Origin of the sequence: Nocardioides sp. zg-1228 (assembly GCF_017086465.1) — a bacterium.
Lineage (GTDB): Bacteria > Actinomycetota > Actinomycetes > Propionibacteriales > Nocardioidaceae > Nocardioides.
In genome coordinates, this window is the sequence record NZ_CP070961.1 from 253,284 (window position 1) to 278,143 (window position 24,860).

The window sequence follows — 24,860 nt, forward strand, 5'->3', positions numbered from 1 at the left end:
CTCACTCCGAGCCGGTGGCCCGGCAGTAGGTCGCGTCGGTCTCGGCGACCACCGACTCGACCTGCTTCTTCTTCAACGACCGGAACTTCTCGCCCACGACCACGACGACGCCGGGACCGAGCGCGTCGCCCTCGACGACCTGCGCCCGCTTGAACTGCCGCTGCACCAGCACCACGGCCGGGTTGGTCGGTTCGGAGGACCAGATCTGCGTGGTCGCCGCGGGGAGCGGCGAGTCGCCGACGGTGCCCTCGACGAATCCGCGCTCGGCGAGCTGGGCGCCCGTGGCACCGGCCAGCCCGCTGCGCTTGCTGCCGTTGAAGACGCTGACGACGACCTGGTCGCGCCGCACCTCGGACCCGGCGGTGACCGTCGTGTCCTCGCAGATCGCGACCGGCTCGTCGCGGGGCAGCGGCGCGGTGAAGGCGCTCCACCCCCAGGCGGCCGCGGCGAGCACCAGCACCGCGAGGCCGGTCAGCGTGAGCGCCGACCGCGCCGCGCCGCTCACTGCTCACCTGCCAGATGGACGCGGGCGTGCAGCACGCTGCGCTGCTGCAGCGCGGCGCGCAGGGCGCGGTGCAGGCCGTCCTCGAGGTAGAGGTCGCCCTTCCACTGCACGACGTGGGCGAACAGGTCGCCGTAGAAGGTCGAGTCCTCGTCGAGGAGGGCGTCGAGGCGCAGGGTGTCCTTGGTGGTCACCAGCTCGTCCAGGCGCACCTGGCGCGGCGGCAGGTCGGCCCACCCGCGCGAGTCGAGACCGTGGTCGGGGTAGGGCCGGCCGTCGCCCACCCGCTTGAAGATCACGGCGTGATCATAACGACGGCCCGCACGAGGGCCTCGTCGTCGACCGCCCCGCTGACTAGGCTCGGCCCATGACGCAGACCGCCGGCGACCCGATCTCGCAGGCGGTGGCGCCGGGCTACGCCTTCGAGGGGCCCGCGCTCGAGCTGGGCGGCCTGATGCTCGGCGCCGACGACCTCAGCGACGTCCGGATCCGCATCCCGCTGGCGATGCTCAACCGCCACGGCCTCGTCGCCGGTGCGACCGGCACCGGCAAGACCAAGACCCTCCAGCTGCTCGCCGAGCAGCTCAGCGCCCACGGCGTACCCGTCTTCGCCGCCGACATCAAGGGCGACCTGTCCGGCATCAGCGTGCCGGGAGAGCCGAGCGACAAGCTCACCGCGCGCACGGCCAGCGTCGGCCAGGACTGGACGGCGACCGCCTTCCCGACGGAGTTCTACGCGATCGGCGGGCAGGGCACCGGCGTGCCCGTCCGGGTCACGATGAGCGCGTTCGGGCCGACCCTGCTCGCCAAGGTGCTCGGCCTCAACGAGACCCAGGAGTCGTCGCTCGGCCTGGTCTTCTACTACTGCGACAAGCAGGGGCTGCCGCTGCTCGACCTCGCCGACCTGCGCGCCGTGCTGCACTACCTCACCGGCGACGCGGGCGGGAGGGCCGAGCTCAAGGCGATCGGCGGCGTGTCGCCGCAGACGGCCGGCGTCATCCTGCGCGAGCTCGTCGCGTTCGAGGCCCAGGGCGCCGACGTCTTCTTCGGCGAGCCCGAGCTCGACACCAAGGAGCTCCTGCGCACCGCAGAGGACGGTCGCGGCATCGTCAGCCTGCTCGAGCTGCCCCGCCTCCAGGACCGGCCCGCGCTGTTCTCGACGTTCCTGATGTGGCTGCTCGCCGACCTCTTCCACGACCTGCCGGAGGAGGGTGACCTCGACAAGCCCAAGCTCGTCTTCTTCTTCGACGAGGCCCACCTGCTCTTCGACGACGCCTCCGAGGCGTTCCTCGACCAGGTCGCGCAGACCGTGCGACTGATCCGGTCGAAGGGCGTCGGCGTCTTCTTCGTGACGCAGTCACCCACCGACGTGCCTGACGAGGTGCTCGGTCAGCTCGGCTCCCGCATCCAGCACCAGCTCCGGGCGCACACCCCCAACGACGCCAAGGCGCTCAGGGCCACCGTCAACACCTACCCCGACAGCGCCTACGACGACCTCGGCAAGGTCATCACCTCGCTGGGGATCGGCGAGGCCGTGGTGACGGTGATGAACGAGCGCGGCGCCCCCACGCCCGTCGCCTGGACCCGGCTGCGGGCCCCGGAGTCGCTGATGGACCCCGCCCCGGCCACCGAGATGGAGGCGGCGGTCGCCGCGTCGCCCCTCACCGCGAGGTACGGCGAGACGATCGACCGCGAGTCGGCCCGCGAGCTGCTGGCCGCGAAGCTCGAGGAGGGGGCCCGCAAGGCCGAGGAGGACGCGCGGGTGCAGGAGATGGCACGCGAGCAGAGGAACGCCCGGGTGCGGGAGAAGGCGAAGCCTCCGTCTCCGTCGAAGTCTCCGTCGTCGTCCCGGCGCCCCGCGCCCGAGCCGGACGGCATGGTCGAGAGCGTCGTGAGGTCCAAGGTGTTCAAGGACTTCATGAGCACCGCCGCCCGGGAGATCGCCCGGGGGATGTTCAAGAGCGGCCGCCGCTGACGCTCGCCTTCTGGGCGTTGCGGGAGGTCGTACGTACTGACGCGTGCCTCCACAGGACGTCCGCGGGCGGCCGGCCCGGTCCCCTGTGAGGGCACCTTCGGCTGACCCTCGGCAACACCCGGTGCCCCGGGCGTGGTGTGCCAGGGACCTCCGGTGTACCCCGGGCGGCAGCTGGGACACCCTCGTCCCCGCTGTACACGCCGGATCCGACCTGTTGAGCGGGGACGAGTCCGCTCGAGCCGGGGGTGCCCCGCGTGGTGCGCCATGGAACCTCCGGTGCGCTCCGGGCGGCAGCTGGGACACCCTCGTCCCCGCTGGACACGCCGGATCCGACCTGTTGAGCGGGGACGAGTCCGCTTGAGCCGGGGGCGCCCCCGCGGGAGTGCCCCCCGCCCCCGCCCCCGGTCACATCGTCGGGTCGAGCCAGGCGAGCTGGGCGGTCTGGGTGCCGCCGTCGCGGGTGACGACGCGGGCGCGGCCCTCGGGGGCGGGCTGGGGTCGCAGGTTGCCGATCAGCACGCCCTCGTCGCGGGGTCCGGAGAGCATCACGCCGGGCATCGCCAGGTCGCGCAGCGACTGGATGACGGGCTCGTAGAGCGCGCGGGACGCGCCACCGGTGCGCCGGGCCACGACGACGTGCAGGCCGACGTCGCGCGCCTGCGCCATCAGCGGCTGCAGGGAGGAGACCGGCGAGGACTGCGCGGTCGCGACCAGGTCGTAGTCGTCGACCACCACGAAGACCTCCGCGCCGGTCCACCACGACCGGTTGCGCAGCTGCTCGGGCGTCACGTCGGGGCCGGGGATGCGGCCCTCGAGGTAGCTCGCGATGTCCTTGAGCGTCGGCGTCGCCTGGGTGGCCGACGTCAGGTAGTTGAGCAGGTACTCGTCGGGCACCTCGCCGAGCATCGAGCGGCGGTAGTCGACGAGCACGATCTGCGCCTCCTTGGGCGTGCGCGTGCGCATGACCTCGTGGACGTACGCCCGCAGCAGCGCGCTCTTGCCCGACTGCCCGTCGCCGAAGACCAGCATGTGGGGCTCGGCGTCGACGTCGAGCCCGATCGGCGCGAGCTCCTTCTCGTTGATGCCGAGCAGGATGTGCTTGGCGGGCAGCTGGCGGCGTACGGCGTCCTCGCGGACCGCCTCGAGCGTGACCAGCTCCGGCAGCAGCCGCAGCTTGGGACCCTGCGGGCCCTTCCACGCGGCGGCGACCCGGTCGATGAGGTCGTCCACGCCGTCGCCGAGGGTGTCGGCGCTGCCGTCGCCGTCGATGCGCGGGAGCGCGCCGAGGAAGTGCAGCTTGGACGGCACGAGGCCGCGGCCGGGTCGTCCGACCGGGACCAGGGCGGCCACCTTGCGGTCGATCTCGGAGTCGAGCGGGTCGCCGAGGCGCAGCTCGAGCTTGGAGCCGAAGACGTCGCGCATCGCCGCGCGGTAGTCGGCCCAGCGGGTGGAGGCGGTGACGATGTGGAGGCCGAACGTGAGGCCGCGCGCGGCGAGCTGCTGGATCTCCATCTCGAGGTCGTCGAACTCGGCGCGCAGCGTGCTCCAGCCGTCGATCACGAGGAAGACGTCGCCCCACCCGTCGTCGGCGCGGCCCTGCGTGCGCCGCGAGCGGTAGGTCTCGATCGAGTCGATGCCGTTCTCGCGGAAGTAGCCCTCGCGACGGTCGACGATGCCCTCGACCTCGGCCATCACGCGCCGTACGACGTCGGGCTCGGAGCGGGTGGCGACGCCGCTGACGTGGGGGAGCCGGGCCAGCGGCGCGAACGTGCCGCCACCGAAGTCGAGCACGAAGAACTGCGACTCCAGCGGCGTGGTCACCAGCGCCATGCTCGTGACGATGCTGCGCAGCATCGTGCTCTTGCCCGACCGCGGCCCGCCGACGACGGCGACGTGGCCGGCCGCGCCGGTGAGGTTGAGCGTCATCGTGTCGCGCCGCTGCTCGCGCGGGCGGTCGACGGTGCCGAGCGGGATCACCAGGCCGGGCACGTTGCGCCACTGCGGCGACGTGAGGCCCAGGTCGGGGCTCTCGACGAGGTCGGGCATGAGCTCGTCGAGGGTGTCGGGCACGTCGAGCGGCGGCAGCCACACCTGGTGCGCGGCCGGCCCCTTGCCGATCATCCGCTGCACCGCGACGTCGAGAAGCGAGGGCTGCTCGCCCTGCTGCTGCGGCTGCGGTGCCACCTCGGCCACCTCGTCGGTGGTCGGTTCGAGCGCCTGCACCTCCGAGATCGTGAACGGCAGGATGCCGCGGATCGCGCCGCCCTCGTCGCGGGTCACGCGGGTGCGGCTCGACGGCGGACCCGAGACGTACGCCGCCTTGAACCGCAGCAGCGTCGACTGGTCGGGCTTGAGGTAGCCCAGACCGGGGACGGCGGGGAGCTCGTAGGCGTCGGGCACGCCGAGGACCGCCCGCGACTCGCCGGCGGAGAACGTGCGCAGGCCGACGCGGTAGGACAGGTGCGACTCCAGCCCGCGCAGGCGGCCCTCCTCGAGCCGCTGCGAGGCGAGCAGCAGGTGCAGGCCCAGCGAGCGGCCGAGGCGGCCGATCGCGACGAACAGGTCGATGAACTCCGGCTTGGCCGAGAGCATCTCGGAGAACTCGTCGACCACGATGAACAGCGACGGCATCGGCTCGAGGGGCTCGCCGTTGGCGCGCGCCTTCTCGTAGTCGCGCACGGAGGCGTAGTTGCCGGCGTCGCGCAGCAGCTCCTGGCGACGGGTCATCTCGCCGGACAGGGCGTCCTGCATGCGGTCGACGAGGGTCAGCTCGTTGGCGAGGTTGGTGATGACGGCCGAGACGTGCGGCATGTCGGCCATGCCGGCGAACGTCGCACCGCCCTTGAAGTCGACGAGCACGAGGTTGAGCTGCTCGGACGAGTGGGTCATCACCAGCCCGAGCACGAGGGTGCGCAGGAACTCCGACTTGCCGGAGCCGGTGGCGCCGATCACCAGGCCGTGGGGGCCCATGCCCTGCTGGGCGGACTCCTTGATGTCGAGGTGGATCAGGCCGCCGGAGTCGCCGATGCCGATCGGCACGCGCAGCCGGTCGCGGGCCGGCCGCGGCCGCCAGGCGGTGGCCGGGTCGTAGGTGAAGATGTCGCCGAGGCCCAGCAGGTCCATGTGGTCGGGGGTCGTCGAGGTGATGTCGACGGCGCCGCCGGACGACGACGACTCGGCGCTGGCGGTCTTGAGGGGCGCGATCCGTCGGGCGAACGCCTCCGCGGTCGCGATGTCGCACTGGTCGGCCAGGGCCCGGACGGGCTCGCCGCGCAGCCGCAGCGCCCGCACCGGGCGCTTGCCGAGCTCGTCGGGGGCGTCGACGAACTCCAGCCGCAGCCGGGTGGAGTCCTCGAGCTCGTCCCACCGGCTCGGCAGGTCGAGCAGGGTGACGCCGTGCAGCCCGTCGGGCGGCACGATGTGGTTGCCGGGGGGCAGGTGGCCGCCGTCGATGACCAGCAGGATGTGCGGCGTGGCGGGACGCTCGTCGGCGCCGAAGCGGGGCCGGTCGCTCAGGTCGGGCGGGAGCAGGTTGCCCAGGTCGTCGAGCGAGGTGGAGACCAGGCGCATCGGCCCGACCGCGTCGACCTCGCGGGTGCTCTGGGCGTGGGGGAGCCACTTCACCCAGTCCCAGTGGGTGAGGTTCTGCTCCGAGCTGAGCACCGCCACGATCAGCTGGTCGGGGTTCTGGAACGCGGTCGCCGAGCAGATCATCGCCCGCGCCGTCGAGCGCACCTCCTCGGCGTCGCCGCACAGCTCGATCCGGTCGAAGGCGCGCAGGTCGATCGAGGCGGGCAGGTTGGGCTGGAGCCGGTGGACCACCAGCAGGCGGTGCAGCGCGGACGCGGCGGCCGGGTCGACCTGGTCGACCGGCGCGCTCTCCGGCGGCACCAGCTCCAGCGACAGCGGCTGTGAGCACAGCCCGTAGCGCACGTGCAGGAAGTTGTCGTCGGAGGCGGTGTGCTCCCACAGCCGGGTGCGGTCCTCGGCCAGCGCGGGCAGCGCCGACGGCTCGGGGTGGTGCCAGTTGAGCGCGCGGCGCTGCTGGTCGGCCGCCTCGCGCGCGACCTTGCGGATGTTGCTGAGGTAGCGCAGGTACTCCGTGCGCGATCCGGTGACCTGCTGGGCGCGCTGCTTCCGCTGCCGGTCGATCTGCACGATGATGAAGCCGAGGGTGGCGAAGAGGAACATGCCGGCCGCGAGGAAGCTGCGGCTCTTGTTGGCGCCGCCCATCGTGGCGACGAGCACGATCGAGCCCAGGCTGCCCAGCATCGGGATGGCGTTCATCAGCACGCCGCCCGCGCCCTCGCCGTCCTGCAGCTCCGGCGGTGGCTGCAGGACGATCTGGCCGCCCGGCATCTCGGGCTCGTCGAGCCGCTGGCCACCTCGCAATGTCGTGCTCACTCGCGTCCCCCCGTGCCTCACCCGTTGAAGTCGCGACGATGATAGGTGTGCTGCGGAGCGGCCCGCGACTACCCTTCACCCGACGAGCGCCCGCCCGAGGCATGCGAAGGGGGAATCCGTGTCGGACGTCGCGATGTCCAGCACTGCTGGAGCGACCATTGCCGTGAGCATCCACGGCCCTGCCGGCGTGCTCGACCTGGTCGTGCCCGCGGGCGCCACCTCGGTCGACGTGGCCCGTGAGTACGCCAAGCAGGCCGAGGTGCCCGGCATCCCGCTGCTGCAGACCGCGCTCGGCGAGCGCCTCAACGCGGCGGCCCCCCTGAGCGAGGCCGGGATCGAGCCCGGCGACGTGCTGGTGGCGACCGCCGGCGTCCACCGGCCCCGCCGGGTGACGCTTCTCCAGGCCGCCAAGAACGCGCCGGAGAGCCCGGAGCTCGCCTCGATGGTCGCCTGGCTCGCCGCCCTGGTCGCGGTCCTGGCCGCCTGGTACGCCGCCCGCTCGGGCGACGACGTCGCGCGCACCGTCGTCGTCGGCGTGCTGCTGGCGTGCTCGCTCGCCGGCGTGCTGCCGGTCGGTCGCCACGCGCGCCAGCGGGCCGCCGCCGCCCCCGCCTTCGCCGCCGCGGCGGCCTTCGCCGCGCTCCACGAGCCCGGTCTGCACCTGCTCCCCGCGATCCTCGGCACCTCCGCCATGGCGGCGGCCGTCGTGGCCGGGATCGGCCGCGCGCTGTCCCACGACGCGGACGAGGTCAGCACGGTCTGGATCGTCGCCGGGCTCGCCGTCTTCGCCTGCTGCGCCGTGCCGGCGATGCTCGGGTGGGACGCGCGGGTCGCCTGGACGCTGCTGGTGTTCGGGTCGATGATGGCCGCGCGCTTCGCGCCCTCGCTCGCGGTCGACGTGCCCGACGAGGCGCTGCTCGACCTCGACCGCCTCGCCGTGACGGCCTGGTCGGCCCGCGACAGCCAGCGCGCGGGGCGGCGCGGCCGCGCGGTCGTCGCGGCCGGCGCCATGGAGCGGCTGGTGCACCGCGCCTCACGCATCGTCACCGGCGCGTCCGCCGCGATCCTGGTGACGATGGTCGTGGCGAGCCCCCTGCTGCTGCAGCGCGCCACCATCGACCTCGACCTCATCGGCGCGCGCTGCCTGGTCCTCTTCGCCGGCTGCTCGCTGCTCCTCGCGGCCCGGTCCTACCGGCACGCCGCTGCGCGTGCGCTCCTGCGCCTCGCCGGGCTCGCCGCCCTCGTCGCCCTGGGGGTCCACCTCGCCACGGGCCCGGGCGCCGGGCACGTCGACACGTTCTTCTACGTCACCGTCGCGCTCGGCGTGGTCGCCCTCGCCGCCGCAGTGGCGACCGGGCGCGGCTGGCGCTCGGTCTGGTGGTCGCGTCGCGCCGAGGTCGCCGAGTCGCTGTGCGGCAGCTTCGCGTTCGCCGCCGCCGTGGTCGCGTCCGGCGTGTTCCGGCGGCTCTGGGAGCTGACCTCCTGAGGGGGCGCTCCGACGACGTTCGGTGGATTCAGGTTTAGGCCGAATCCGCCCGGGTAGATGCAGGATCAGCGCGGGGGGCCGGGACGTCTCCCCGAGCACCGGATCACCAGTCCAGTGGATCACCAACAAGACACTCGGTCGGTCGGACCGCCGAGGGAGAAGGATCTTCAATGAGCGAGATGTACGGCCAGACAGAGAAGGCGCTCTCCAAGGGTGCTGACTTCGTCGACCAGGCCCGCGCCGACGTCAAGAACAAGTGTGGCGTCCTGTCCGGAAACATCCAGACGATGATGGGTGGATGGGGCGGCCAGGGTGCCTCCGCGTTCAACAACCTCATGATCGCCTGGGACCAGAAGCAGGAGACCATCCTCAAGGCCCTCGACCAGCTCGCGGCCTCCATGAAGGAGACCGAGCGCGACAACGTCTCCACCGACGAGGCCCAGTCCGCCACCCACACCAACCTCCAGGGCCGTCTCGGCTGACGCCGACACCTGACTGCGCAGATCTAGGAGATCGACATGACTTTCGACGGAATCAAGGTCCAGCACGGCAGCCTCGACGCCGGTGCGGCCGACGTGATGAAGGCGGCCAAGGACATCGAGGCCCGCCTCGACCAGCTCGAGACCGAGCTCAACCCCCTCAAGTCGGACTGGAACGGTAACGCCAAGATGGCCTACGACCAGGCCAAGGCCAAGTGGGACCAGGCCATGACGGAGATGACCCTCCTGCTCCAGCAGGCCAGCCAGGGTGTCGACGCGTCCAACGCCGAGTACAAGGCCGCCGACGCCCGGGGCGCCAACCGCTTCTGAGCGCACGCACCTCGTCCGAGGCCGGTCGTCCCTGCGGGATGACCGGCCTCCGGCATTTCGGGAGCCGCTTTCGCCTAGGCTGCTCCCGGTTCAGCGCCCCGCCCGGCCGGGCGGAGCGCAGGTGAAGCACTGTTCAGGGGGGAATCACCAATGAGTCAGGGGTCCTCGGTCGCGTCGGGCCTGGTCCGCGTGACCATCGCCTCGGGATCTCGACGCGTCGACCTCGTGCTGCCGGGCGCGATCCCGGTCGCCGAGCTGGTGCCGGAGCTCGCCCGCTCCGTCGGCCTCCTCGACGCGTCCACCGTCTACGGCGGCTACCGCCTGGTGACGCAGGAGGGCCGGATCCTCGCCGACAACGCCGGCCTCACGATGCAGGGCATCGAGGACGGCGGCCTGCTCACCGTCACCGCCGGCGTCGACGACAAGGCGCCCCGGGTCTACGACGACGTGGTCGAGGCGATGGCCGACGTCGTCGAGAACGAGCTCCGGCCGTGGGAGCCCGCGGCCGGGCGCCGCACGGCCCTCGGCGCGGCCGCCATCCTGCTCGGCCTCGGCGCGCTGGCCCTGCTCCTCCAGGGCGAGAGCCTGCTCGGCGGCGTCGCGGCCGGCGTCATCGCGGGCCTGCTCGTGGTGGGCGGCATCGTCCTGACCCGCGCGCAGGGCGAGCCCGAGGCCGGCGTCGTCGTCTCGCTGCTCGCCGCGCTCTACGCCGCGGTCGCCGGCCTGCTGCTCGCGCCCGGTGACCTGCCGTCGTGGCGCTGGCCCCTTCCCGACGCGTTCTTCACCGACCCCCTGCTCTACGCCGGGCTGGGCGTGCTGGCCGTCGGCCTGGTGGCCGTCGTGGGCCTCGAGGGCGGTCGCGCTCTCGTGATCCCGGCCGTCGTGGTGGGTGCGGTGCTGGTCGCCGGCTCCCTGCTCGTGCGGGTGTTCTCGCTGGAGCCCGCCACCGTCTTCATCGTCCTGCTCACCCTCGTCGTCCTCGCCGGCAGCATCTTCCCGTGGCTCGCGCTCGGCGTCACCGGCACCAAGGTCGACCAGCTCTACTCGCTGCACGACATCACCGCCGACCCCGACGAGATCGACCCCGAGGAGGTCGCCGACGACGCCCGCGTCGGCCACGAGATCCTCCTCGCGGTGTCCGCGACGGTGGGCACGCTGCTGGTGCTGCTGGCGCCCTTCGCCGTCGGCAGCGGTGCCTACGGCACGATCCTGGCGGCGGTGTGCTGCCTGGCCGTCATGTTCCGCACCCGCCAGTACCGCACCGGGGCCGAGGTGCTGGCCGGCCTCGCCTCGGGCATCCTCGGCCTGGTCTCGGTGGCGGTGTCGATGCTGCTGATCCACGACGGCTGGCGCGCCGGCGCCGCCCTCGCCCTGGCCGGCGTCGGCGCGGCGCTGCTCGCGCTGACGCTCGTGCCCGCCTCGCCGTCGGTGCGCCGCGGCCGGATGGGCGACATCGTCGAGACGATGACGCTGCTCGCGCTGCTGCCGCTGATGGTCCTGGCAGCCGGCTTCGTGTCCGCGGTGGCGGGCTGATCGATGGCCACCAAGAAGGATCTCGTCGAGGCGCACGCCTTCAGCCGCCGCCGGCTGGTCACCGCCTTCGTCTCCGGCGCCCCGGGCGGCCGGGAGGTCGAGCCGGTGCGTCCCGGCCGCGTGCTCATCGGCGGCGTCGCCCTGTCGGTGCTCCTGCTGGCCGGTGCGGCCATCGCCGGCTTCCTGCTCGGCCGCCCGCCCGCCCAGTGGCTCGACGAGGGAAGCTTCGTCATCTCCAAGGACACCGGCGAGCAGTACGTCGTCCTGCGCGGCGGTGACGACCCCCTGCTCCAGCGGGTGCCCAACTACGTCTCCGCCCAGCTGCTGCTGGGCGAGGCCAAGCTGACGCCCTTCACGGTGCGCGACAAGTACATCCGCACGGTGCAGCTCGGGGAGGACCTCGGCATCGACGCGGCCCCCGCCAGCCTGCCGTCCGCCGACGAGCTGGTCGACGACGACTGGACCGCGTGCACCGGCGCAGGCGTCGGCATCAAGCTCGCGGTGCAGCGCACGCCCACGGTCGAGGACCTGACCGGGTCGGCCTTCCTGGTGCGCAGCGAAGGCACCACCTGGCTCATCGCCACCGCGCCGCCGGTCGGCAGCGAGCAGGGCAGCGCCTACCGCCTGCCCATGCCGGCCGACGAGACCGAGTCCTCGACGCTGGGCGTACGGCTCGGGTTCGGCGCCTCCGCCACCGAGGTCGACGCCGACTGGCTCAACCTCTTCCGCCTGGGCGACCCGCTCGAGCAGAAGTCGTTCGGAGTCACCCGCGCCGGCGAGCGGGTGCCCTACGGCAGCACCGGCACCGACCTCTCCCGCTACCGCATCGGTGACCTGCTGCGCTCGAGCAGCGGCGCCTACTACCTCCTCGGCGACGAGAAGCCCGAGCGGCTCAGCGACTTCGACGCGCTCGTCTACGACGTCGTCGGCACCGGCACGCAGGAGCTCGCCGACGACCTGTCCGCGTCGTTCGGCGACCCGAAGACCCCGGCGGAGTGGCCCAGCGAGGTCCCGCAGCCGATCACCAACGGCGCGCTGTGCGCCGTGCTGCACCCCGACGCGCGTGCCGGCGCCACCTTCAGCCTCGCCACCAACCCGACCGGCGCCGCGGACCCCTCGGGCGTCCGGCCGCGACGCCACGCGGTCGACGTCGAGCCGAGCGCGGGCGCCTACGTCCTCTCCGGCTCCGGCGAGGCCGCCGAGTCCGGCACCCCCTACGTCATCGACCCGAAGGGCGCGAAGTACGCCCTCGTCGGCCCCGAGGTGCCCGACTTCCTCGGCTACGGCGACGTCGACCCGCCACTGGTGCCGAGCGCGTGGCTGGAGTTCTTCGAGTCCGGTGTCCCGCTGTCGACCAACAGCGCACGCCGGGTCCCCGAGGACGCCCCGCCGGCCGACGACGCGTCCGCGGACGCCGGCTGATGGCTGCCCCGCCGCCGGGTCGTCGCCGCCCGTCTCCGCGCACGGTGCTCGCCGCGGGCCTGCTCGCCGCGGCGGTCGTGCCGCTCGGCGCGACGCCGGCCGCTGCCGACCACGACGCCCCCTGCAGCGTCGCCGAGCTGCCCCAGTCCGAGCGGCTCGCCGACACCCACGCCAAGGACAACGCGGCGTTCGACCGGATGCACGTCGAGCAGGCGCAGGAGCTCGCCACCGGCCGGGGCGTCAAGGTCGCCGTGATCGACAGCGGCGTGATGGGCGTCGAGGGACTCGACGTCGTCGGCGGCGTGGCCGTCCCGGGGGTCTCTCCCAATGCGCTGCTGTCGGGCCACGGCACGATCGTCGGCGGGCTGATCGCCGGGCCGCAGGGGGTCGCTCCCGACGCGCAGGTCTACGACGTCAAGGTCTACGACGCCGAGGACGCCGACACCACGCAGGGCGAGCGGCCGCTGACCTCGGCCGGCATCGTCGCCGGCATCGAGGCCGTCATCTCGGCCCAACCGCAGCAGCGGTTCGACATCGTCAACATCTCCCTCGCCGTCCGCCAGTCCGACCCGGCGCTGGAGGCGGCCGTCGCGCGCCTGGTGGCCCTCGACGTGGTGGTGGTCGCGGCCGCGGGCAACGCCGCGTCGAGCACCCCCGACGGGTTCGCCGGCACCCCGGGCAACGATGCGGAGGTCTACCCCGCCGACTACCCCGGCGTGCTCGCTGTCAGCGCCACCCCACCCGGCGACGAGAACCCCAGCGCCTACGTCGTGCCCAACGCCGACACCGACGTCGCGGCCCCCACCGTGGGCGCGCTCTCCGCCAACGCCACCGGCCAGGCCTGCGTCGTGGGCGAGGTCGCCACCTCGTGGGCGACGGCCGAGGTCAGCGGCGTCCTGGCGCTGCTCGCCGAGCGGTTCCCCCGCGACACGCCGCAGCAGCTCGTCGCCCGGCTCCAGGCCACCGCCGAGGGCGCCGGCGCGGCACGGGACGACGCCTCGAGCCCATGGACGGGCGCGGGCGTGGTGCAGGCGCACGACGCGCTCACCCGGGAGATCCGGCCGGGGCGCAAGGGCAAGGTCGAGACCACCGTCCAGGAGGTCCGCGCCGACGCCCAGGCGCCGCCGGCGCCCCGGCGCGTCGACCTCTTCGGCACGCCCCGCGCGATCCTGCTGTGGTCGGGCCTGGTCGCGGGGTCGCTGCTCGCCCTCGCCTCGATGCTGCGCCCGCTGCTGCGGCGGTGACCCACGACACCCCGACCCATGATGGAATCGGGCCATGCCTGAGACCACGGACGAGCCCGTCGCCGTCATCCTGGCCGGCGGCCAAGGCTCGCGCCTGTGGCCGATCAGCCGGGACCGCGCCCCGAAGCAGTTCCAGCCCGTCGTGCGCGACCGCCCGCTGCTCACCGGCACGATCGAGCGGCTCAGCGAGATCGTCGACCCGAGCCGCATCCACGTCTCGACCCGCGCCCGCTTCGCCGAGGCCGCCCTGGCGACGCTCGGTCCCGTCCCCCCGGACAACCTGATCCTCGAGGAGGACCCGGCCGGGCCCGCGACGGCGTTCGCGCTCAGCATCGCGACGCTGTCGCACAAGTACGGCAACGCGCCGGCACTCATCGCGCCCTCCGACCACCTGATCACCGAGGAGGAGGCCTTCAACGCCGCCTCCCGCGACATGCTCGACCAGCTGGTCACCACCCCCGGGTCGATGGTCGTGCTGGGCGCCGAGCCCACCCGCTTCGACGCCGGACTCGGCTACATCCACACCAAGGGCGGCGACGACGCCGTGCAGGTGATCGACTCGTTCCACGAGAAGCCCGACGAGGACGTCGTCGCCGAGCTCACCGAGACGGGCAACCTCTACTGGAACACCGCCTGCTACGGCGTACGCGTGGGGCGCGCGTGCGAGGCCTACCGCACCGCCCTGCCACTCATCTTCGAGGCCATCGAGCGGTTCGCCCGCGGCGCCACGGCCGACAAGGCCTACCGCGGCGCGGCGATCGGCGGGCACGAGATCTACCCGCTGATGTGGGCCGGCATGGAGTGCCTGGTCGTCCCCCGCCAGCTCGGGTGGACCGACGTCGGCACCTGGACCCGGCTCGAGCGGGTGCTGCACGACCAGCGGGTCACCTCGATCGGGCCTGCCCTCCAGCTCGACGCCGAGGACACCCTCGTCGCCAGCATGGACGGCCGACCGGTCGTCACGCTCGGCGCCCGCGGCCTGATCGTCGTGACCCACGAGGACGCCGTCTACGTCCTCGACCGGCAGAAGGCCCTCGACATCGGCATCCTCGAACGGCTCCGCTCCCTCCTCGCGGCCAGCACCCGCGAGGACCTCCTCTGAGCGCGCCTCCCCACCTCACGCACCACCCGAAGGAACCCATGTCCCACGAGAACAGCCAGCACATCGTCGTCGTCGGCACCAAGCCCGACATCATCAAGCAGGCGCCGATCTACCACGAGCTGCGCGAGCGCGGCCACGACGTCGTGCTCTGCCACACCGGCCAGCACTACGACCACAACCTGTCCCAGTCGATGCTCGACGAGTTCGGCGTGCGCGAGGACATCAACCTCGAGGTGCGCGGCGGCGTCAACGACCTCGTCTCCGGCATCACCGCCAAGCTCGCCCAATACCTCCGCGGCTTCTCCGAGCGCGGCGGCTTCCCCATCACCTACGTGCACGGCGACACCACGACCGCCATGGCCGGAGCGCTGGCCACCTTCGGCGAGCGCCAGGCGCTGGTGCACGTCGAGGCGGGGCTCCGCACGCTCTCGCCGAAGCCGGAGGTGCTGAAGGGCTGGCTCGAGCAGGGAGCCGACCTCGACTGGGCGTCGTTCCGCGAGCAGTCGGTCGACCGCGCCAGCTGGGCCAAGGGCAGCCGCGAGCCGTCCCCGGAGCAGTTCAACACCCGGGTCGCGGACGCCGGCTCCGACCTCCACGCCGCCCCCGTCGAGCTCAACCGGGAGTTCCTGGTGGAGGAGGGCTTCGCCCCCGCCGCGATCGACGTGGTCGGCAACTCGGTCGTCGACGCGCTCGCGCAGGCCGTCGCCGGCAGCGACAAGAACCAGGTGCTGCAGAGGTTCCCGCAGATGGGCGACGGGTCGTTCCTGCGCTTCTGCGTCCACCGCCGCGAGAACACCACCAACCGCGACCGCTTCACTCTGCTGATGGACGCCATGGAGGCGCTCCTCGAGCAGGGCCACCACATCCTCTTCATCCGGCTGCTCGGCACCGAGGCCGCGATCGACAACTTCGGCCGCCGCCAGTGGCTCGAGGACCTCGAGGCGAGGTACGGCGACGCGCTGATCTCCACCCCGGTGTGGGACAGCTACCTCGACGTCGTCGCCGCGATGTCGATGTGCGCCGTCATCGTCACCGACTCCGGCAGCATCGTGGAGGAGGCCAACGTCCTCGAGGTGCCCTGCGTGACCCTGCGGTTCGGCTCCGACCGCTCCGAGACCTTCCTCGCCGGCAGCAACTTCCTCGCCCCGCCCGTCGACAAGGACCTGATGACTGCGGTCATCCACAACGTCTTCGAGCACCGCGCCGAGCTGTCGTGGGACCGGGTCTACCCCGAGAAGGCGTCGGCGATGCTCGTCGACGCGGTCGAGCGGCGCCTCGACGAGGGCAGCCTGCTGATCTCCGAGGAGTGGCGCTACGGCCTCAAAGCCCAGGTGCGCTGAGCCGGGCGTACGCCCCCGCACACGACGCAGGGCCCCGCACCATCCGGTGCGGGGCCCTGCGTGTCGGCGGAGGTAGGGGGATTCGAACCCCCGAGGGCTATTAACCCAACCCGCTTTCCAAGCGAGCGCCATAGGCCACTAGGCGATACCTCCGCCGAGGAGAGTACCGGTCGGCCCGGTGGCCGGTGAAATCGCCTGCCGCACCCTGGGTTTGGGTGCCCGTCACGGGCTCCCCTAGACTTCCGGCAACCCCCCACGCGGCGCCATCTCGCCCAATTCCCCCAGGGCCGGAAGGCAGCAAGGGTAAGTGAGCTCTAGCGGGTGCGTGGGGGGCCTTTCCATGTCCGGCGCCCCGCCCGTGACGCGGCACCTGTCCCTCGCCGCTCCCGCGCATCTCCCGCGCATCTCCCGCGGTGGTCCCGGCCTGTGCGCACTGTGGGTGGGCACGGTTAGGGTTCACGACGTGGAGTCACCGCTCGCGCTCTATCGCCGCTACCGGCCCGAGACCTTCCAGGAGGTCATCGGGCAGGACCACGTGACCGAGCCGTTGCGGGCCGCGCTGGCGGCCAACCGCGTCAACCACGCCTACCTCTTCTCCGGGCCCCGCGGCTGCGGCAAGACCACCTCCGCGCGCATCCTGGCCCGCGCGCTCAACTGCGCTCAGGCGCCGATCGCCGACCCGTGCGGCGAGTGCGACAGCTGCCGCGACCTCGCCCGCGGGGGTCCGGGCTCCATCGACGTGATCGAGATCGACGCGGCCTCCCACGGCGGCGTCGACGACGCCCGCGACCTGCGCGAGAAGGCGTTCTTCGCGCCGGTGCGCGACCGCTACAAGGTCTACATCATCGACGAGGCCCACATGGTCACCACGCAGGGCTTCAACGCCCTGCTCAAGCTCGTCGAGGAGCCGCCGCCCCACCTGCGGTTCATCTTCGCCACGACCGAGCCCGACAAGGTGCTGCCGACCATCCGCTCGCGCACCCACCACTACCCCTTCCGGCTGATCCCGCCGCGCCTGCTGAGCGACTACCTGTCCCAGCTCGCCGCCGAGGAGGGGGTGTCGATCGAGCCCGCCGCGCTGCCGCTCGTCGTGCGCGCCGGCGCCGGGTCGGCCCGCGACACGCTGTCGGTGCTCGACCAGCTGCTGGGCGGGGCCGGTCCGGGCGGGGTGACCCACAAGCTCGCGACCGACCTGCTCGGCTTCACCCCGGACACGCTGCTGGACGAGGTGGTCGAGGCGTTCGCCACCCGCGACGGCGCCGCCGTGTTCTCCGTGGTCGACAAGGTGGTCGAGACCGGGCAGGACCCGCGCCGCTTCACCGAGGACCTGCTTCGCCGGCTGCGCGACCTGGTCATCGTCACCGCCGTGCCCGACGCCCCGGCCACCGGGCTCATCGACGTCCCCGAGGACGCGGGCGAGCGCCTCGTCGCGCAGGCCGCGCGCTTCGGCGCCATCGAGCTCAGCCGGGCCGCCGACATCGTCGCCGCCGGCCTCACCGAGATGCGCGGCGCGACCGCGCCCCGCCTGCTCCTCGAGCTGCTCTGCGCCCGCGTGCTGCTGCCCGGCGCCGACCACACCTCCGACGGCGTGATGGCGCGCCTGGAGCGCCTCGAGCGGCGCATGGACGTCGCGGGTGCCCCGGCGCCGTCCGGCCCGTCCGCCGCCCCGGCGGTCGCGGCTCCCTCGGCTGCCCCGCACCGCCCCGACCAGCCGGCCGCGCCGGCCCAGCCGCCCGCCCAGGCGCCCGCCCAGCCGTCCGCCCAGTCGCCCGCCGAGCCGCCGGCGCAGGCATCTGCTCCGGCGCCGGTCCGCGACGAGGGCCCGCCGCCGCCCCCGCCGATCCCGACCTCGATGCCGAGCTCGGCTCCCGGATCGGTGGACGCGACCCCGGCCGGGCAGGCACCGCCCGTCGTCGCCGAGCCCGCGCCGGTGCCCGCGGCCGGCGCCGGGCCCGACGCCCCGGTCGCCGAGCAGCCGGCCGGACCACGCGGCGGCCTCAGCCTCGTCGACGTACGGCGGCTGTGGCCCGACATCCTCGAGCAGACCAAGAACCGTCGCCGTCTCGCGTGGATGGTGCTCTCGCAGCACGCCCATGTCGTCGACGTCGACGGTGTCCGACTCACCGTCGGCTTCGCCAACGCCGGGGCCCGCGACTCGTTCGTCAACGGCGGCTGCGACGAGATCCTGCGGCAGGCCGCGATCGACGTCGTCGGCATGGACTGGCGCGTCGAGTCGATCGTCGACCCCTCGGGCGCTGCCGCCGAGGCCCCGGTGGTCCGCCAGGCGGCCACCGACTCCCGCCCGTCGTCCGCCCCGGCCCAGGAGGCCCCCAGCGGGCCGCCCGACTGGGTGAGCGGCTCCGCGACACCCGCCAGCCCTGCGGCGCCCGCCGCCCCGCCCCCGGTGTCCGCCGCGCCCGCCCGCGAGGCGCTCGAGGCCGCCCGCTCCGGCAGCCCCGCGGAGCCCGCGGCGCCGGTCCGCTCCGCCGACGACGACGTCGACCCCGACGACCCCGACGCCGACTCCGCGGCCATCGACACCGAGTCGCTGCTCAGCCAGACGCTCGGCGCCCGGCTGATCGAAGAGATCAAGAACGACTGACCGACCACCCGATCCCAGCTCCACCCAACCCTGTGCGGGAGACCAGATGACCCAGAACCCCTTCGACGCCCTCGGCGGCGGCGGCTTCGACATGAACGCCCTGCTCCAGCAGGCGCAGCAGATGCAGCAGCAGCTCGAGGAGGCGCAGGCCGACCTCGCCCGGCAGACCGTCGAGGGCACCGTCGCCGGCGGCGCCGTCACGGTCACCGCCAACGGCGTTGGCGAGCTGGTCGGCGTGACGATCCGCTCCGGTGAGTTCGACGGCAGTGACCCCGACGACCTGTCCGACCTCTCCGACCTCATCGTCGCCGCCTACCGCGACGCGCGGGCCAAGTCCGAGGCGCTCGCCAGCGACTCCCTGGGCCCGCTGACCGAGGGCCTCGGCGGGGGCGGCGGCATGCCCGGCATCCCCGGCCTGGGCTGAGGCGTCCCTCTTGTACGAAGGTGTCGTCCAGGACCTGATCGACGAGCTCGGCCGGCTGCCGGGCGTCGGCCCCAAGAGCGCGCAGCGCATCGCGTTCCACCTGCTCCAGGCCGAGCCCACCGACGTGCGCCGCCTCGCCGACGTGCTGATCGAGGTCAAGGCGCGGGTGAAGTTCTGCTCGACCTGCTTCAACGTCAGCGAGGACGAGCGGTGTCGGATCTGCCGCGACGAGCGGCGCGACCCGAGCGTGCTGTGCGTCGTGGAGGAGTACAAGGACGTCGTGGCGATCGAGCGCACCCGCGAGTTCCGCGGCCGCTACCACGTGCTCGGCGGGGCGATCTCGCCGATCGACGGCATCGGCCCCGACCAGCTCCACGTCAAGGAGCTGATGCCGCGCCTGGCCGACGGCGCGGTCACCGAGGTCATCCTCGCGACCGACCCCAACCTCGAGGGCGAGGCCACCGCCACCTACCTCACGCGCCTCCTCCTGCCGATGGGGTTGCGCGTCACGCGTCTGGCGAGTGGACTGCCAGTGGGCGGCGACCTCGAGTACGCCGACGAGGTGACGCTCGGGCGAGCGTTCGCCGGAAGGAGATCAGCCGAATGACCGAGACCGACGAGATCCGCTTCGGCGAGCAGATCGCCGACTCCGTGGAGAGCTTCCTGCTCTCGCTCCGCGCCATCGCGCGGGAGGGCAACGGGGCCGAGGCCGTGTCGCTGCTGCTCCTCGAGATCAGCCAGGTGCTCCTGGCCGGCGCGCGGATGGGCGCCCAGACCGACTTCACGCCCCGCGAGCAGTACCAGCCCGACGTCGGCCCCGAGGCCGACATCGACGACCTGCGGATGCGGCTCGCGGAGATGCTGGAGGGCGTCGACGACTACGCGTTCGTCTTCGACCCCTACGTCCCCGAGGTGGTGCAGAGCCGCCTCTCCGACGACCTCGCCTCGATCGCGATCGACCTCGAGAACGGCCTGCGCCACTTCCGTGCCGGCGACGTCGACGAGGCGCTGTGGTGGTGGCAGTTCTCCTACGTCAACAGCTGGGGCACCCTCGCCGGCGCCGCCCTCAGCGCGCTGCTGACCGTCGTCGCCCACGACCGCTTCGACACCGACTTCGAGGCCGAGGCCGAGGTCGTCGCCGTCGCGGATGAGATGCTCGGGAGCGCGCCGACCGCCCAGCCGTAGAATCTGGGGATGGCCTGGCGGCAACGGCGCCGGCAGGCACGCCAGAGCACCGCGGCCCTCGACGGCCGCACACCGATCCCGAGGACCAACCGTGGGCATTGTCGTGCAGAAGTACGGCGGCTCCTCGCTCGCCGACGCCGACGCCATCAAGCGCGTCGCCCGACGCATCGTGGACATCAAGAAGGCCGGGCACGACGTCGTCGTCGCCGTCTCCGCCATGGGCGACACGACCGACGACCTGGAGGACCTGGCCACAAGCGTCTCGCCGCTGCCGCCGGCACGCGAGATGGACATGCTGCTGACCGCCGGCGAGCGGATCTCCATGGCCCTGGTGGCCATGGCGATCAGCGACCTCGGCTACACCGCGCGGTCGTTCACCGGCTCTCAGGCGGGCGTGATCACCGACTCGGTGCACGGCAGGGCCAAGATCATCGACGTCACGCCCGGGCGCATCACCCAGGCGATCGGGGAGGGCCACATCGTCATCGTGGCCGGCTTCCAGGGCGTCTCGGCCGACACCAAGGAGATCACCACGCTCGGCCGCGGGGGCAGCGACACCACCGCGGTGGCGCTCGCAGCCGCGCTCGACGCCGACGTGTGCGAGATCTACACCGACGTCGACGGGATCTTCACCGCCGACCCGCGCATCGTGCCCACCGCCCGCAAGCTCAGCAAGGTGTCCTACGAGGAGATGCTCGAGCTGGCCGCCTGCGGCTCCAAGATCCTGCACCTGCGGTGCGTGGAGTACGGCCGCCGCTACGGCATCCCGATCCACGTGCGGTCGTCGTTCAGCCAGCTCGAAGGCACCTGGGTCGTCGACGACCCGCAGCTCGACCCCGGACCAGCCGGACCCAGCGAGGGAGACACCATGGAACAGCCCATCATCGCCGGCGTCGCCCACGACCGCAGCGAGGCCAAGATCACCGTCGTCGGGGTCCCCGACAAGGTGGGCGAGGCCGCCCGGATCTTCGAGGCGCTCGCCGACGCGCAGGTCAACCTCGACATGATCGTGCAGAACGTCTCCGCCGCGGCGACCAGCCTCACCGACATCTCCTTCACGCTGCCCCGCAGCGACGGACAGGTCGCGATGACCGCGCTCGCGCGGATCCAGGCGGAGGTGGGCTACGACAAGCTGCTCTACGACGACAAGATCGGCAAGGTCTCGCTGATCGGTGCCGGCATGCGCTCCCACCCCGGCATCACCTCGAAGTTCTTCGCCGCGCTCGCCTCGGCGGGGGTCAACATCGAGATGATCTCCACCTCCGAGATCCGGATCTCGGTCATCGTGGACGAGTCGGCCGTCGACGACGCGGTCCGCGCGACGCACACGGCGTTCGACCTCGACGCCGACGAGGTCGAGGCCGTGGTCTACGGAGGCACCGGGCGATGAGCGACAAGGTCAACATCGGCATCGTCGGTGCGACGGGCCAGGTGGGGGTGGCGATGCGCCAGATCCTGCTCGAGCGCGACTTCCCGGCCGACCAGGTCCGCTTCTTCGCCTCCTCGCGCTCCGCCGGCACGGTGCTCGCGTTCGGTGATCGCGACATCACCGTCGAGGACGCGGCGAGCGCCGACCCCACCGGGCTCGACATCGCGCTGTTCTCCGCCGGCGCCACCACCTCGCGGGCGCTGGTGCCGAGGTTCGTGGACGCGGGAGTGATCGTCGTCGACAACTCCTCGGCGTTCCGCAAGGACCCCGACATCCCGCTGGTCGTCTCGGAGGTCAACCCCGACGCGATGGCCGGCGTCATCGAGGCCGGGCGCGGCATCATCGCCAACCCCAACTGCACGACGATGGCAGCGATGCCGATCCTCAAGGCGCTGCACGACGAGGCCGGCCTGACCCGCCTCATCGTCTCCACCTACCAGGCCGTCTCCGGCTCCGGGGTGGCCGGCGTCGACGAGCTGGCCGACGGCGTGGCTGCGGCGGGCGACAAGGCCCGGGAGCTGGCCTACGACGGCTCCGCGATCTCGTTCCCCGAGCCGACGACCTACGTCGAGCCCATCGCCTACAACGTGCTGCCGATGGCGGGCTCGATCGTCGACGACGGGCTCAACGAGACCGACGAGGAGCAGAAGCTCCGCAACGAGTCGCGCAAGATCCTCGGCCTGCCCGACCTCCTGGTCTCCGGCCTCTGCGTCCGCGTCCCGGTCTTCACCGGCCACTCGCTCGCGGTCAACGCCGAGTTCGAGCGGCCGATGACCCCCGCCCGCGCCCGCGAGATCCTCGCCTCGGCCGAGGGGGTGGCGCTCGAGGAGGTGCCGACCCCGCTCAAGGCGGCCGGCCGCGACCCGTCGTACGTCGGACGGCTGCGGCAGGATCCGGGCGTCCCCGACGACCGCGGCCTCGCGCTCTTCATCAGCAACGACAACCTGCGCAAGGGCGCCGCGCTCAACACCGTGCAGATCGCCGAGCTCGTCGCCGCCGCCCGCTGAGCCCACCCGGCCGGTGAACGACGAGATCCCGGACCCCTGAGGGGTCCGGGATCTCCGTGTGTCGGGCTGACAGGATTTGAACCTGCGGCCTCCTCGTCCCGAACGAGGCGCGCTACCAAGCTGCGCCACAGCCCGCCGCCCGGACCACGAAAGTCTGTCCGGGCAACGCGGGCGAGCATACCGGAGCAGGAGGGGCCGTCTGAAATCGCCCCGGCCCGTGGGCACCGTCAGTGGCGGCGGGTCAGCGTCAGGTGGACGACGCCGCTGGGCGAGGACACGGCCTCGGTGTCGAAGCGGTCCTCGAGGCCGGCCAGCCCGCCCCACAGCCAGCTGCCGCGACCGAGGACGATCGGCACGACGACGAGGTGCAGGTGGTCGACGAGATCGGCGGCCACGAACTCTCGCACCACCGTCGCACCGCCGCCGAGGCGTACGTCGAGGCCGCCGGCCGCCTCGCGCGCGACGGCGAGCGCGTCGGCGGGGGAGGCGTCGAGGAAGTGGAAGGTGGTGCCGCCGTCCATCTCCAGCGGCGGCCTCGTCCGGTGCGTGAGGACGTAGGTCGGGGTGTGGAACGGCGGGTCGTCCCCCCACCACCCGCGCCAGTCGGGGTCGTCCTGCCACCCGGGTGGGCCGAACTTGTTGGCGCCCATGATCTCCGCGCCGATGCCCTCCTCGTGGCGGGCGGCGAAGACGGCGTCGACGCCGCGCCCGCCGCCCTCCAGGTCCCAGAAGCTGGTGGCGAACATCCACTGGTGGAGCCGCTCCCCGGCGTGGCCGAAGGGGGACTCCAGGGACTGCGGCTCGCCGGAGCCGAAGCCGTCGAGGGAGATGGAGAAGTTGTGGACCCGGACGAGCGGCATGGTGACTCCTTCACGAGAGGCGATGCTCAGGCTGCCGGCACCAGCGTCAGCAGCGTGGCCTCCGGGCGGCAGGCCACCCGGAGGCGCACGTAGGGGTTGGTGCCGAGACCGGCCGAGACGTGCAGCCAGGCCGATCCCGGGGCACCGGGAGCGGAGTCGGCGGGGTGGCGGTGCAGCCCGCGGGCGCGCGCGGGCTCGAGGTCGCAGTTGGTCGTGAGGGCCCGGCCGCGGCCGGCGATGGTGGGCAGGCACACCTGGCCGCCATGGGTGTGCCCGGCGATGATCGCGTCGTAGCCGTCGGCGGCGAACTGGTCGAGCACCCGCAGGTAGGGCGCGTGGGCGACGGCCAGGCGCAGGTCGGCCGTCGGGTCGGCCTGCCCGGCGACCCGCTCGAGGTCGTCGTAGGCCAGGTGCGGGTCGTCGACGCCGGCGAACGCGATCGTGGTGCCGCGCACCGTGAGCGTGCCGAAGCCGTTGGTGAGGTCGAGCCAGCCGGCCTTGTCGAAGTGCTCCTTGAGCTCGGGCCACGGCAGCTGGGGCACCGAGGTGTTGCGCTTGCCGGTGTCGGGCAGCAGGTAGCCGAAGGGGTTGCGGAAGCCGGGCGCGTAGTAGTCGTTGGAGCCGAGCACGTAGGCGCCCGGCACCTCCAGCAGCCCGGCCAGGGCGTCGGCGACCACCGGCACGGCGCGCATGTGGGCGAGGTTGTCGCCGGTGTCGATCACCAGGTCGGGCTCGAGCGCGGCCAGCCCGCGCAGCCATTCCTGCTTGGCCCGCTGGTCGGGCGCCATGTGGATGTCGCTGAGGTGCAGCACCCTCAGCGGGGCGTGACCGGGGGGCAGGAGGGGCACGGTGACGTGACGGAGGGTGTACTGCCGGGCCTCCCACGCGGCGTACGCCGCCAGTCCGGCGCCGGCGAGGGCACCGAGGCCGAGCGTGCGGCGTACAAGGGGGAGGGAACGCATCCGCCAAGGCTGCCACAATGGCTCCCATGAGTGCCCTGAAGGACCGTCTCCGCGCCGACCTCACCACCGCCATCAAGGCGCGCGACGAGCTGCGCTCCTCCACGCTGCGGATGGTGCTGACCGCCATCACCAACGCCGAGGTCGCCGGCAAGCAGGCCCGCGAGCTCTCCGACGACGACATCATCGGCGTGCTGTCGACCGAGGCCAAGCGACGCCGCGAGGCGGCCGTGGCCTTCGAGGAGGGCGGCCGCCCCGAGATGGCGGCCAAGGAGGCCGCCGAGGGCGAGGTCATCGCCGACTACCTCCCGGCCCCGCTCACCGAGGCCGAGATCGCCGAGCTCGTCACGGCCGCCATCGCCCAGACCGGCGCGGCCGGCGAGGGTATGCGCGCCATGGGCAAGGTGATGGGCGTCGTGACGCCCCAGGTCAAGGGCCGCGCCGACGGCGGCGCCGTGGCCGCCGAGGTGCGCCGCCAGCTCGGCTGACGTCGAGTCGGCTCGTCCTGACTGCCGATACCCGCCGAGTCGGCTCGTCCTGACTGCTGATACCCGTCGAGTCGGCCCGTCCTGACAGG

General features: G+C 72.9%; 20 protein-coding genes, 2 tRNA genes, 1 other RNA gene and 1 pseudogene. 17 read left to right on the forward strand and 7 right to left on the reverse strand.

The window, feature by feature from the left end; all coding sequences use genetic code 11:
- Window position 1 precedes the first annotated feature (1 nt).
- Together JX575_RS01260 and JX575_RS01265 are read right to left on the reverse strand one after the other, a co-directional pair.
- Window positions 2–505, reverse strand: coding sequence for a LytR C-terminal domain-containing protein (locus JX575_RS01260; RefSeq protein ID WP_186339899.1), 504 nt, complete (start codon window positions 503–505; stop codon window positions 2–4).
- The gene (locus JX575_RS01265) at window positions 502–801 is read right to left on the reverse strand and encodes a type II toxin-antitoxin system VapB family antitoxin (protein WP_186339900.1); all 300 of its coding nucleotides are present in this window, start codon (window positions 799–801) and stop codon (window positions 502–504) included. Before JX575_RS01265 ends, JX575_RS01260 begins: the two co-directional genes overlap by 4 nt.
- A gap of 68 nt (window positions 802–869) precedes the next feature.
- On the opposite strand from JX575_RS01265, the gene JX575_RS01270 reads away from it, so the two are divergent.
- Window positions 870–2,477 carry a helicase HerA-like domain-containing protein gene (locus JX575_RS01270; RefSeq protein WP_186339901.1) on the forward strand — a complete coding sequence of 536 codons (1,608 nt, stop codon included), beginning with the start codon at window positions 870–872 and terminating at the stop codon, window positions 2,475–2,477.
- Window positions 2,478–2,882: 405 nt separating this feature from the next.
- Here the strand turns inward: JX575_RS01270 and eccCa are convergent, their stop codons facing one another.
- The gene (gene eccCa / locus JX575_RS01275) at window positions 2,883–6,881 is read right to left on the reverse strand and encodes a type VII secretion protein EccCa (protein ID WP_241005285.1); all 3,999 of its coding nucleotides are present in this window, start codon (window positions 6,879–6,881) and stop codon (window positions 2,883–2,885) included.
- A gap of 163 nt (window positions 6,882–7,044) precedes the next feature.
- Here eccCa and JX575_RS01280 point away from each other — a divergent pair, with 163 nt between their 5' ends.
- The 8 genes from JX575_RS01280 to JX575_RS01315 all read left to right on the forward strand — a co-directional run bounded on the left by JX575_RS01280 (window position 7,045) and on the right by JX575_RS01315 (window position 15,817).
- Entirely contained in the window at window positions 7,045–8,367 is a 1,323-nt protein-coding gene (locus JX575_RS01280) for a hypothetical protein (protein ID WP_186339902.1), read from the forward strand.
- A gap of 170 nt (window positions 8,368–8,537) precedes the next feature.
- Window positions 8,538–8,849 carry a WXG100 family type VII secretion target gene (locus JX575_RS01285; protein WP_186339903.1) on the forward strand — a complete coding sequence of 104 codons (312 nt, stop codon included), beginning with the start codon at window positions 8,538–8,540 and terminating at the stop codon, window positions 8,847–8,849.
- Between the two features lie 36 nt (window positions 8,850–8,885).
- The gene (locus JX575_RS01290; RefSeq protein ID WP_186339904.1) at window positions 8,886–9,176 is read left to right on the forward strand and encodes a WXG100 family type VII secretion target; all 291 of its coding nucleotides are present in this window, start codon (window positions 8,886–8,888) and stop codon (window positions 9,174–9,176) included.
- A gap of 150 nt (window positions 9,177–9,326) precedes the next feature.
- Window positions 9,327–10,709 carry a type VII secretion integral membrane protein EccD gene (gene eccD / locus JX575_RS01295; RefSeq protein WP_186339905.1) on the forward strand — a complete coding sequence of 461 codons (1,383 nt, stop codon included), beginning with the start codon at window positions 9,327–9,329 and terminating at the stop codon, window positions 10,707–10,709.
- 3 nt (window positions 10,710–10,712) lie between these two features.
- A complete protein-coding gene (locus tag JX575_RS01300) occupies window positions 10,713–12,131 on the forward strand; it encodes a type VII secretion protein EccB (RefSeq protein ID WP_186339906.1) in 1,419 nt (472 codons plus the stop codon).
- Window positions 12,131–13,375 (forward strand): S8 family serine peptidase, encoded by a 1,245-nt coding sequence (locus JX575_RS01305; protein WP_186339907.1) that lies wholly within the window; start codon window positions 12,131–12,133, stop codon window positions 13,373–13,375. The genes JX575_RS01300 and JX575_RS01305 overlap by 1 nt, the downstream gene beginning before the upstream one ends.
- A 34-nt stretch (window positions 13,376–13,409) precedes the next feature.
- Complete coding sequence (locus tag JX575_RS01310; RefSeq protein ID WP_186339908.1) at window positions 13,410–14,477, forward strand: sugar phosphate nucleotidyltransferase; 1,068 nt, start codon at window positions 13,410–13,412, stop codon at window positions 14,475–14,477.
- Between the two features lie 38 nt (window positions 14,478–14,515).
- Window positions 14,516–15,817, forward strand: a complete 1,302-nt coding sequence (locus JX575_RS01315; RefSeq protein ID WP_186339909.1) for a UDP-N-acetylglucosamine 2-epimerase — start codon at window positions 14,516–14,518, stop codon at window positions 15,815–15,817.
- A 67-nt stretch (window positions 15,818–15,884) separates the two neighbouring features.
- Here the strand turns inward: JX575_RS01315 and JX575_RS01320 are convergent.
- Window positions 15,885–15,970, reverse strand: a tRNA-Ser gene (locus JX575_RS01320).
- A 94-nt stretch (window positions 15,971–16,064) separates the two neighbouring features.
- Here JX575_RS01320 and ffs point away from each other — a divergent pair.
- The 7 genes from ffs (at window position 16,065) to JX575_RS01355 (ending at window position 22,464) form a co-directional block, all read left to right on the forward strand.
- Window positions 16,065–16,155: signal recognition particle sRNA small type (ffs, locus tag JX575_RS01325), an RNA gene on the forward strand.
- A gap of 125 nt (window positions 16,156–16,280) precedes the next feature.
- Window positions 16,281–18,419, forward strand: coding sequence for a DNA polymerase III subunit gamma and tau (locus JX575_RS01330; protein WP_206054472.1), 2,139 nt, complete (start codon window positions 16,281–16,283; stop codon window positions 18,417–18,419).
- A gap of 46 nt (window positions 18,420–18,465) precedes the next feature.
- A complete protein-coding gene (locus JX575_RS01335; protein ID WP_186339911.1) occupies window positions 18,466–18,843 on the forward strand; it encodes a YbaB/EbfC family nucleoid-associated protein in 378 nt (125 codons plus the stop codon).
- Window positions 18,844–18,853: 10 nt separating this feature from the next.
- On the forward strand, window positions 18,854–19,450 hold the full coding sequence (gene recR, locus JX575_RS01340; RefSeq protein WP_186339912.1) for a recombination mediator RecR: 597 nt from the start codon (window positions 18,854–18,856) through the stop codon (window positions 19,448–19,450).
- Entirely contained in the window at window positions 19,447–20,028 is a 582-nt protein-coding gene (locus tag JX575_RS01345) for a DUF5063 domain-containing protein (RefSeq protein WP_186339913.1), read from the forward strand. The genes recR and JX575_RS01345 overlap by 4 nt, the downstream gene beginning before the upstream one ends.
- Before the next feature lie 91 nt (window positions 20,029–20,119).
- Window positions 20,120–21,418, forward strand: coding sequence for an aspartate kinase (locus JX575_RS01350; RefSeq protein ID WP_186339914.1), 1,299 nt, complete (start codon window positions 20,120–20,122; stop codon window positions 21,416–21,418).
- Window positions 21,415–22,464, forward strand: coding sequence for an aspartate-semialdehyde dehydrogenase (locus JX575_RS01355; protein WP_186339915.1), 1,050 nt, complete (start codon window positions 21,415–21,417; stop codon window positions 22,462–22,464). The genes JX575_RS01350 and JX575_RS01355 overlap by 4 nt, the downstream gene beginning before the upstream one ends.
- 61 nt (window positions 22,465–22,525) lie before the next feature.
- Here JX575_RS01355 and JX575_RS01360 read toward each other — a convergent pair.
- The 3 genes and pseudogenes from JX575_RS01360 to JX575_RS01370 form a co-directional block, all read right to left on the reverse strand.
- Window positions 22,526–22,599: transfer RNA gene (locus tag JX575_RS01360), tRNA-Pro, on the reverse strand.
- Between the two features lie 92 nt (window positions 22,600–22,691).
- On the reverse strand, window positions 22,692–23,324 hold the full coding sequence (locus tag JX575_RS01365; protein ID WP_186339916.1) for a dihydrofolate reductase family protein: 633 nt from the start codon (window positions 23,322–23,324) through the stop codon (window positions 22,692–22,694).
- 26 nt (window positions 23,325–23,350) lie between these two features.
- Window positions 23,351–24,314 (reverse strand): annotated as a pseudogene (locus JX575_RS01370) (metallophosphoesterase).
- Between JX575_RS01370 and JX575_RS01375 the strand changes: the two are divergent.
- A complete protein-coding gene (locus tag JX575_RS01375; protein WP_186339918.1) occupies window positions 24,313–24,771 on the forward strand; it encodes a GatB/YqeY domain-containing protein in 459 nt (152 codons plus the stop codon). The pseudogene JX575_RS01370 and the gene JX575_RS01375 sit on opposite strands and share 2 nt — an antisense overlap.
- Window positions 24,772–24,860 lie beyond the last annotated feature (89 nt).

Excerpts from the sequence above, each read along its gene's own strand:
- JX575_RS01290 (WP_186339904.1), top strand. The coding sequence starts at position 8,886 with ATGACTTTCGACGGAATCAAGGTCCAGCACGGCAGCCTCGACGCCGGT.
- eccD (WP_186339905.1), top strand. The coding sequence starts at position 9,327 with ATGAGTCAGGGGTCCTCGGTCGCGTCGGGCCTGGTCCGCGTGACCATC.
- JX575_RS01365 (WP_186339916.1), bottom strand. The coding sequence starts at position 23,324 with ATGCCGCTCGTCCGGGTCCACAACTTCTCCATCTCCCTCGACGGCTTC.
- JX575_RS01270 (WP_186339901.1), top strand. The coding sequence starts at position 870 with ATGACGCAGACCGCCGGCGACCCGATCTCGCAGGCGGTGGCGCCGGGC.
- JX575_RS01305 (WP_186339907.1), top strand. The coding sequence starts at position 12,131 with ATGGCTGCCCCGCCGCCGGGTCGTCGCCGCCCGTCTCCGCGCACGGTG.
- JX575_RS01285 (WP_186339903.1), top strand. The coding sequence starts at position 8,538 with ATGAGCGAGATGTACGGCCAGACAGAGAAGGCGCTCTCCAAGGGTGCT.
- JX575_RS01315 (WP_186339909.1), top strand. The coding sequence starts at position 14,516 with ATGTCCCACGAGAACAGCCAGCACATCGTCGTCGTCGGCACCAAGCCC.
- JX575_RS01300 (WP_186339906.1), top strand. The coding sequence starts at position 10,713 with ATGGCCACCAAGAAGGATCTCGTCGAGGCGCACGCCTTCAGCCGCCGC.
- JX575_RS01355 (WP_186339915.1), top strand. The coding sequence starts at position 21,415 with ATGAGCGACAAGGTCAACATCGGCATCGTCGGTGCGACGGGCCAGGTG.
- JX575_RS01375 (WP_186339918.1), top strand. The coding sequence starts at position 24,313 with ATGAGTGCCCTGAAGGACCGTCTCCGCGCCGACCTCACCACCGCCATC.
- JX575_RS01335 (WP_186339911.1), top strand. The coding sequence starts at position 18,466 with ATGACCCAGAACCCCTTCGACGCCCTCGGCGGCGGCGGCTTCGACATG.
- JX575_RS01345 (WP_186339913.1), top strand. The coding sequence starts at position 19,447 with ATGACCGAGACCGACGAGATCCGCTTCGGCGAGCAGATCGCCGACTCC.
- JX575_RS01310 (WP_186339908.1), top strand. The coding sequence starts at position 13,410 with ATGCCTGAGACCACGGACGAGCCCGTCGCCGTCATCCTGGCCGGCGGC.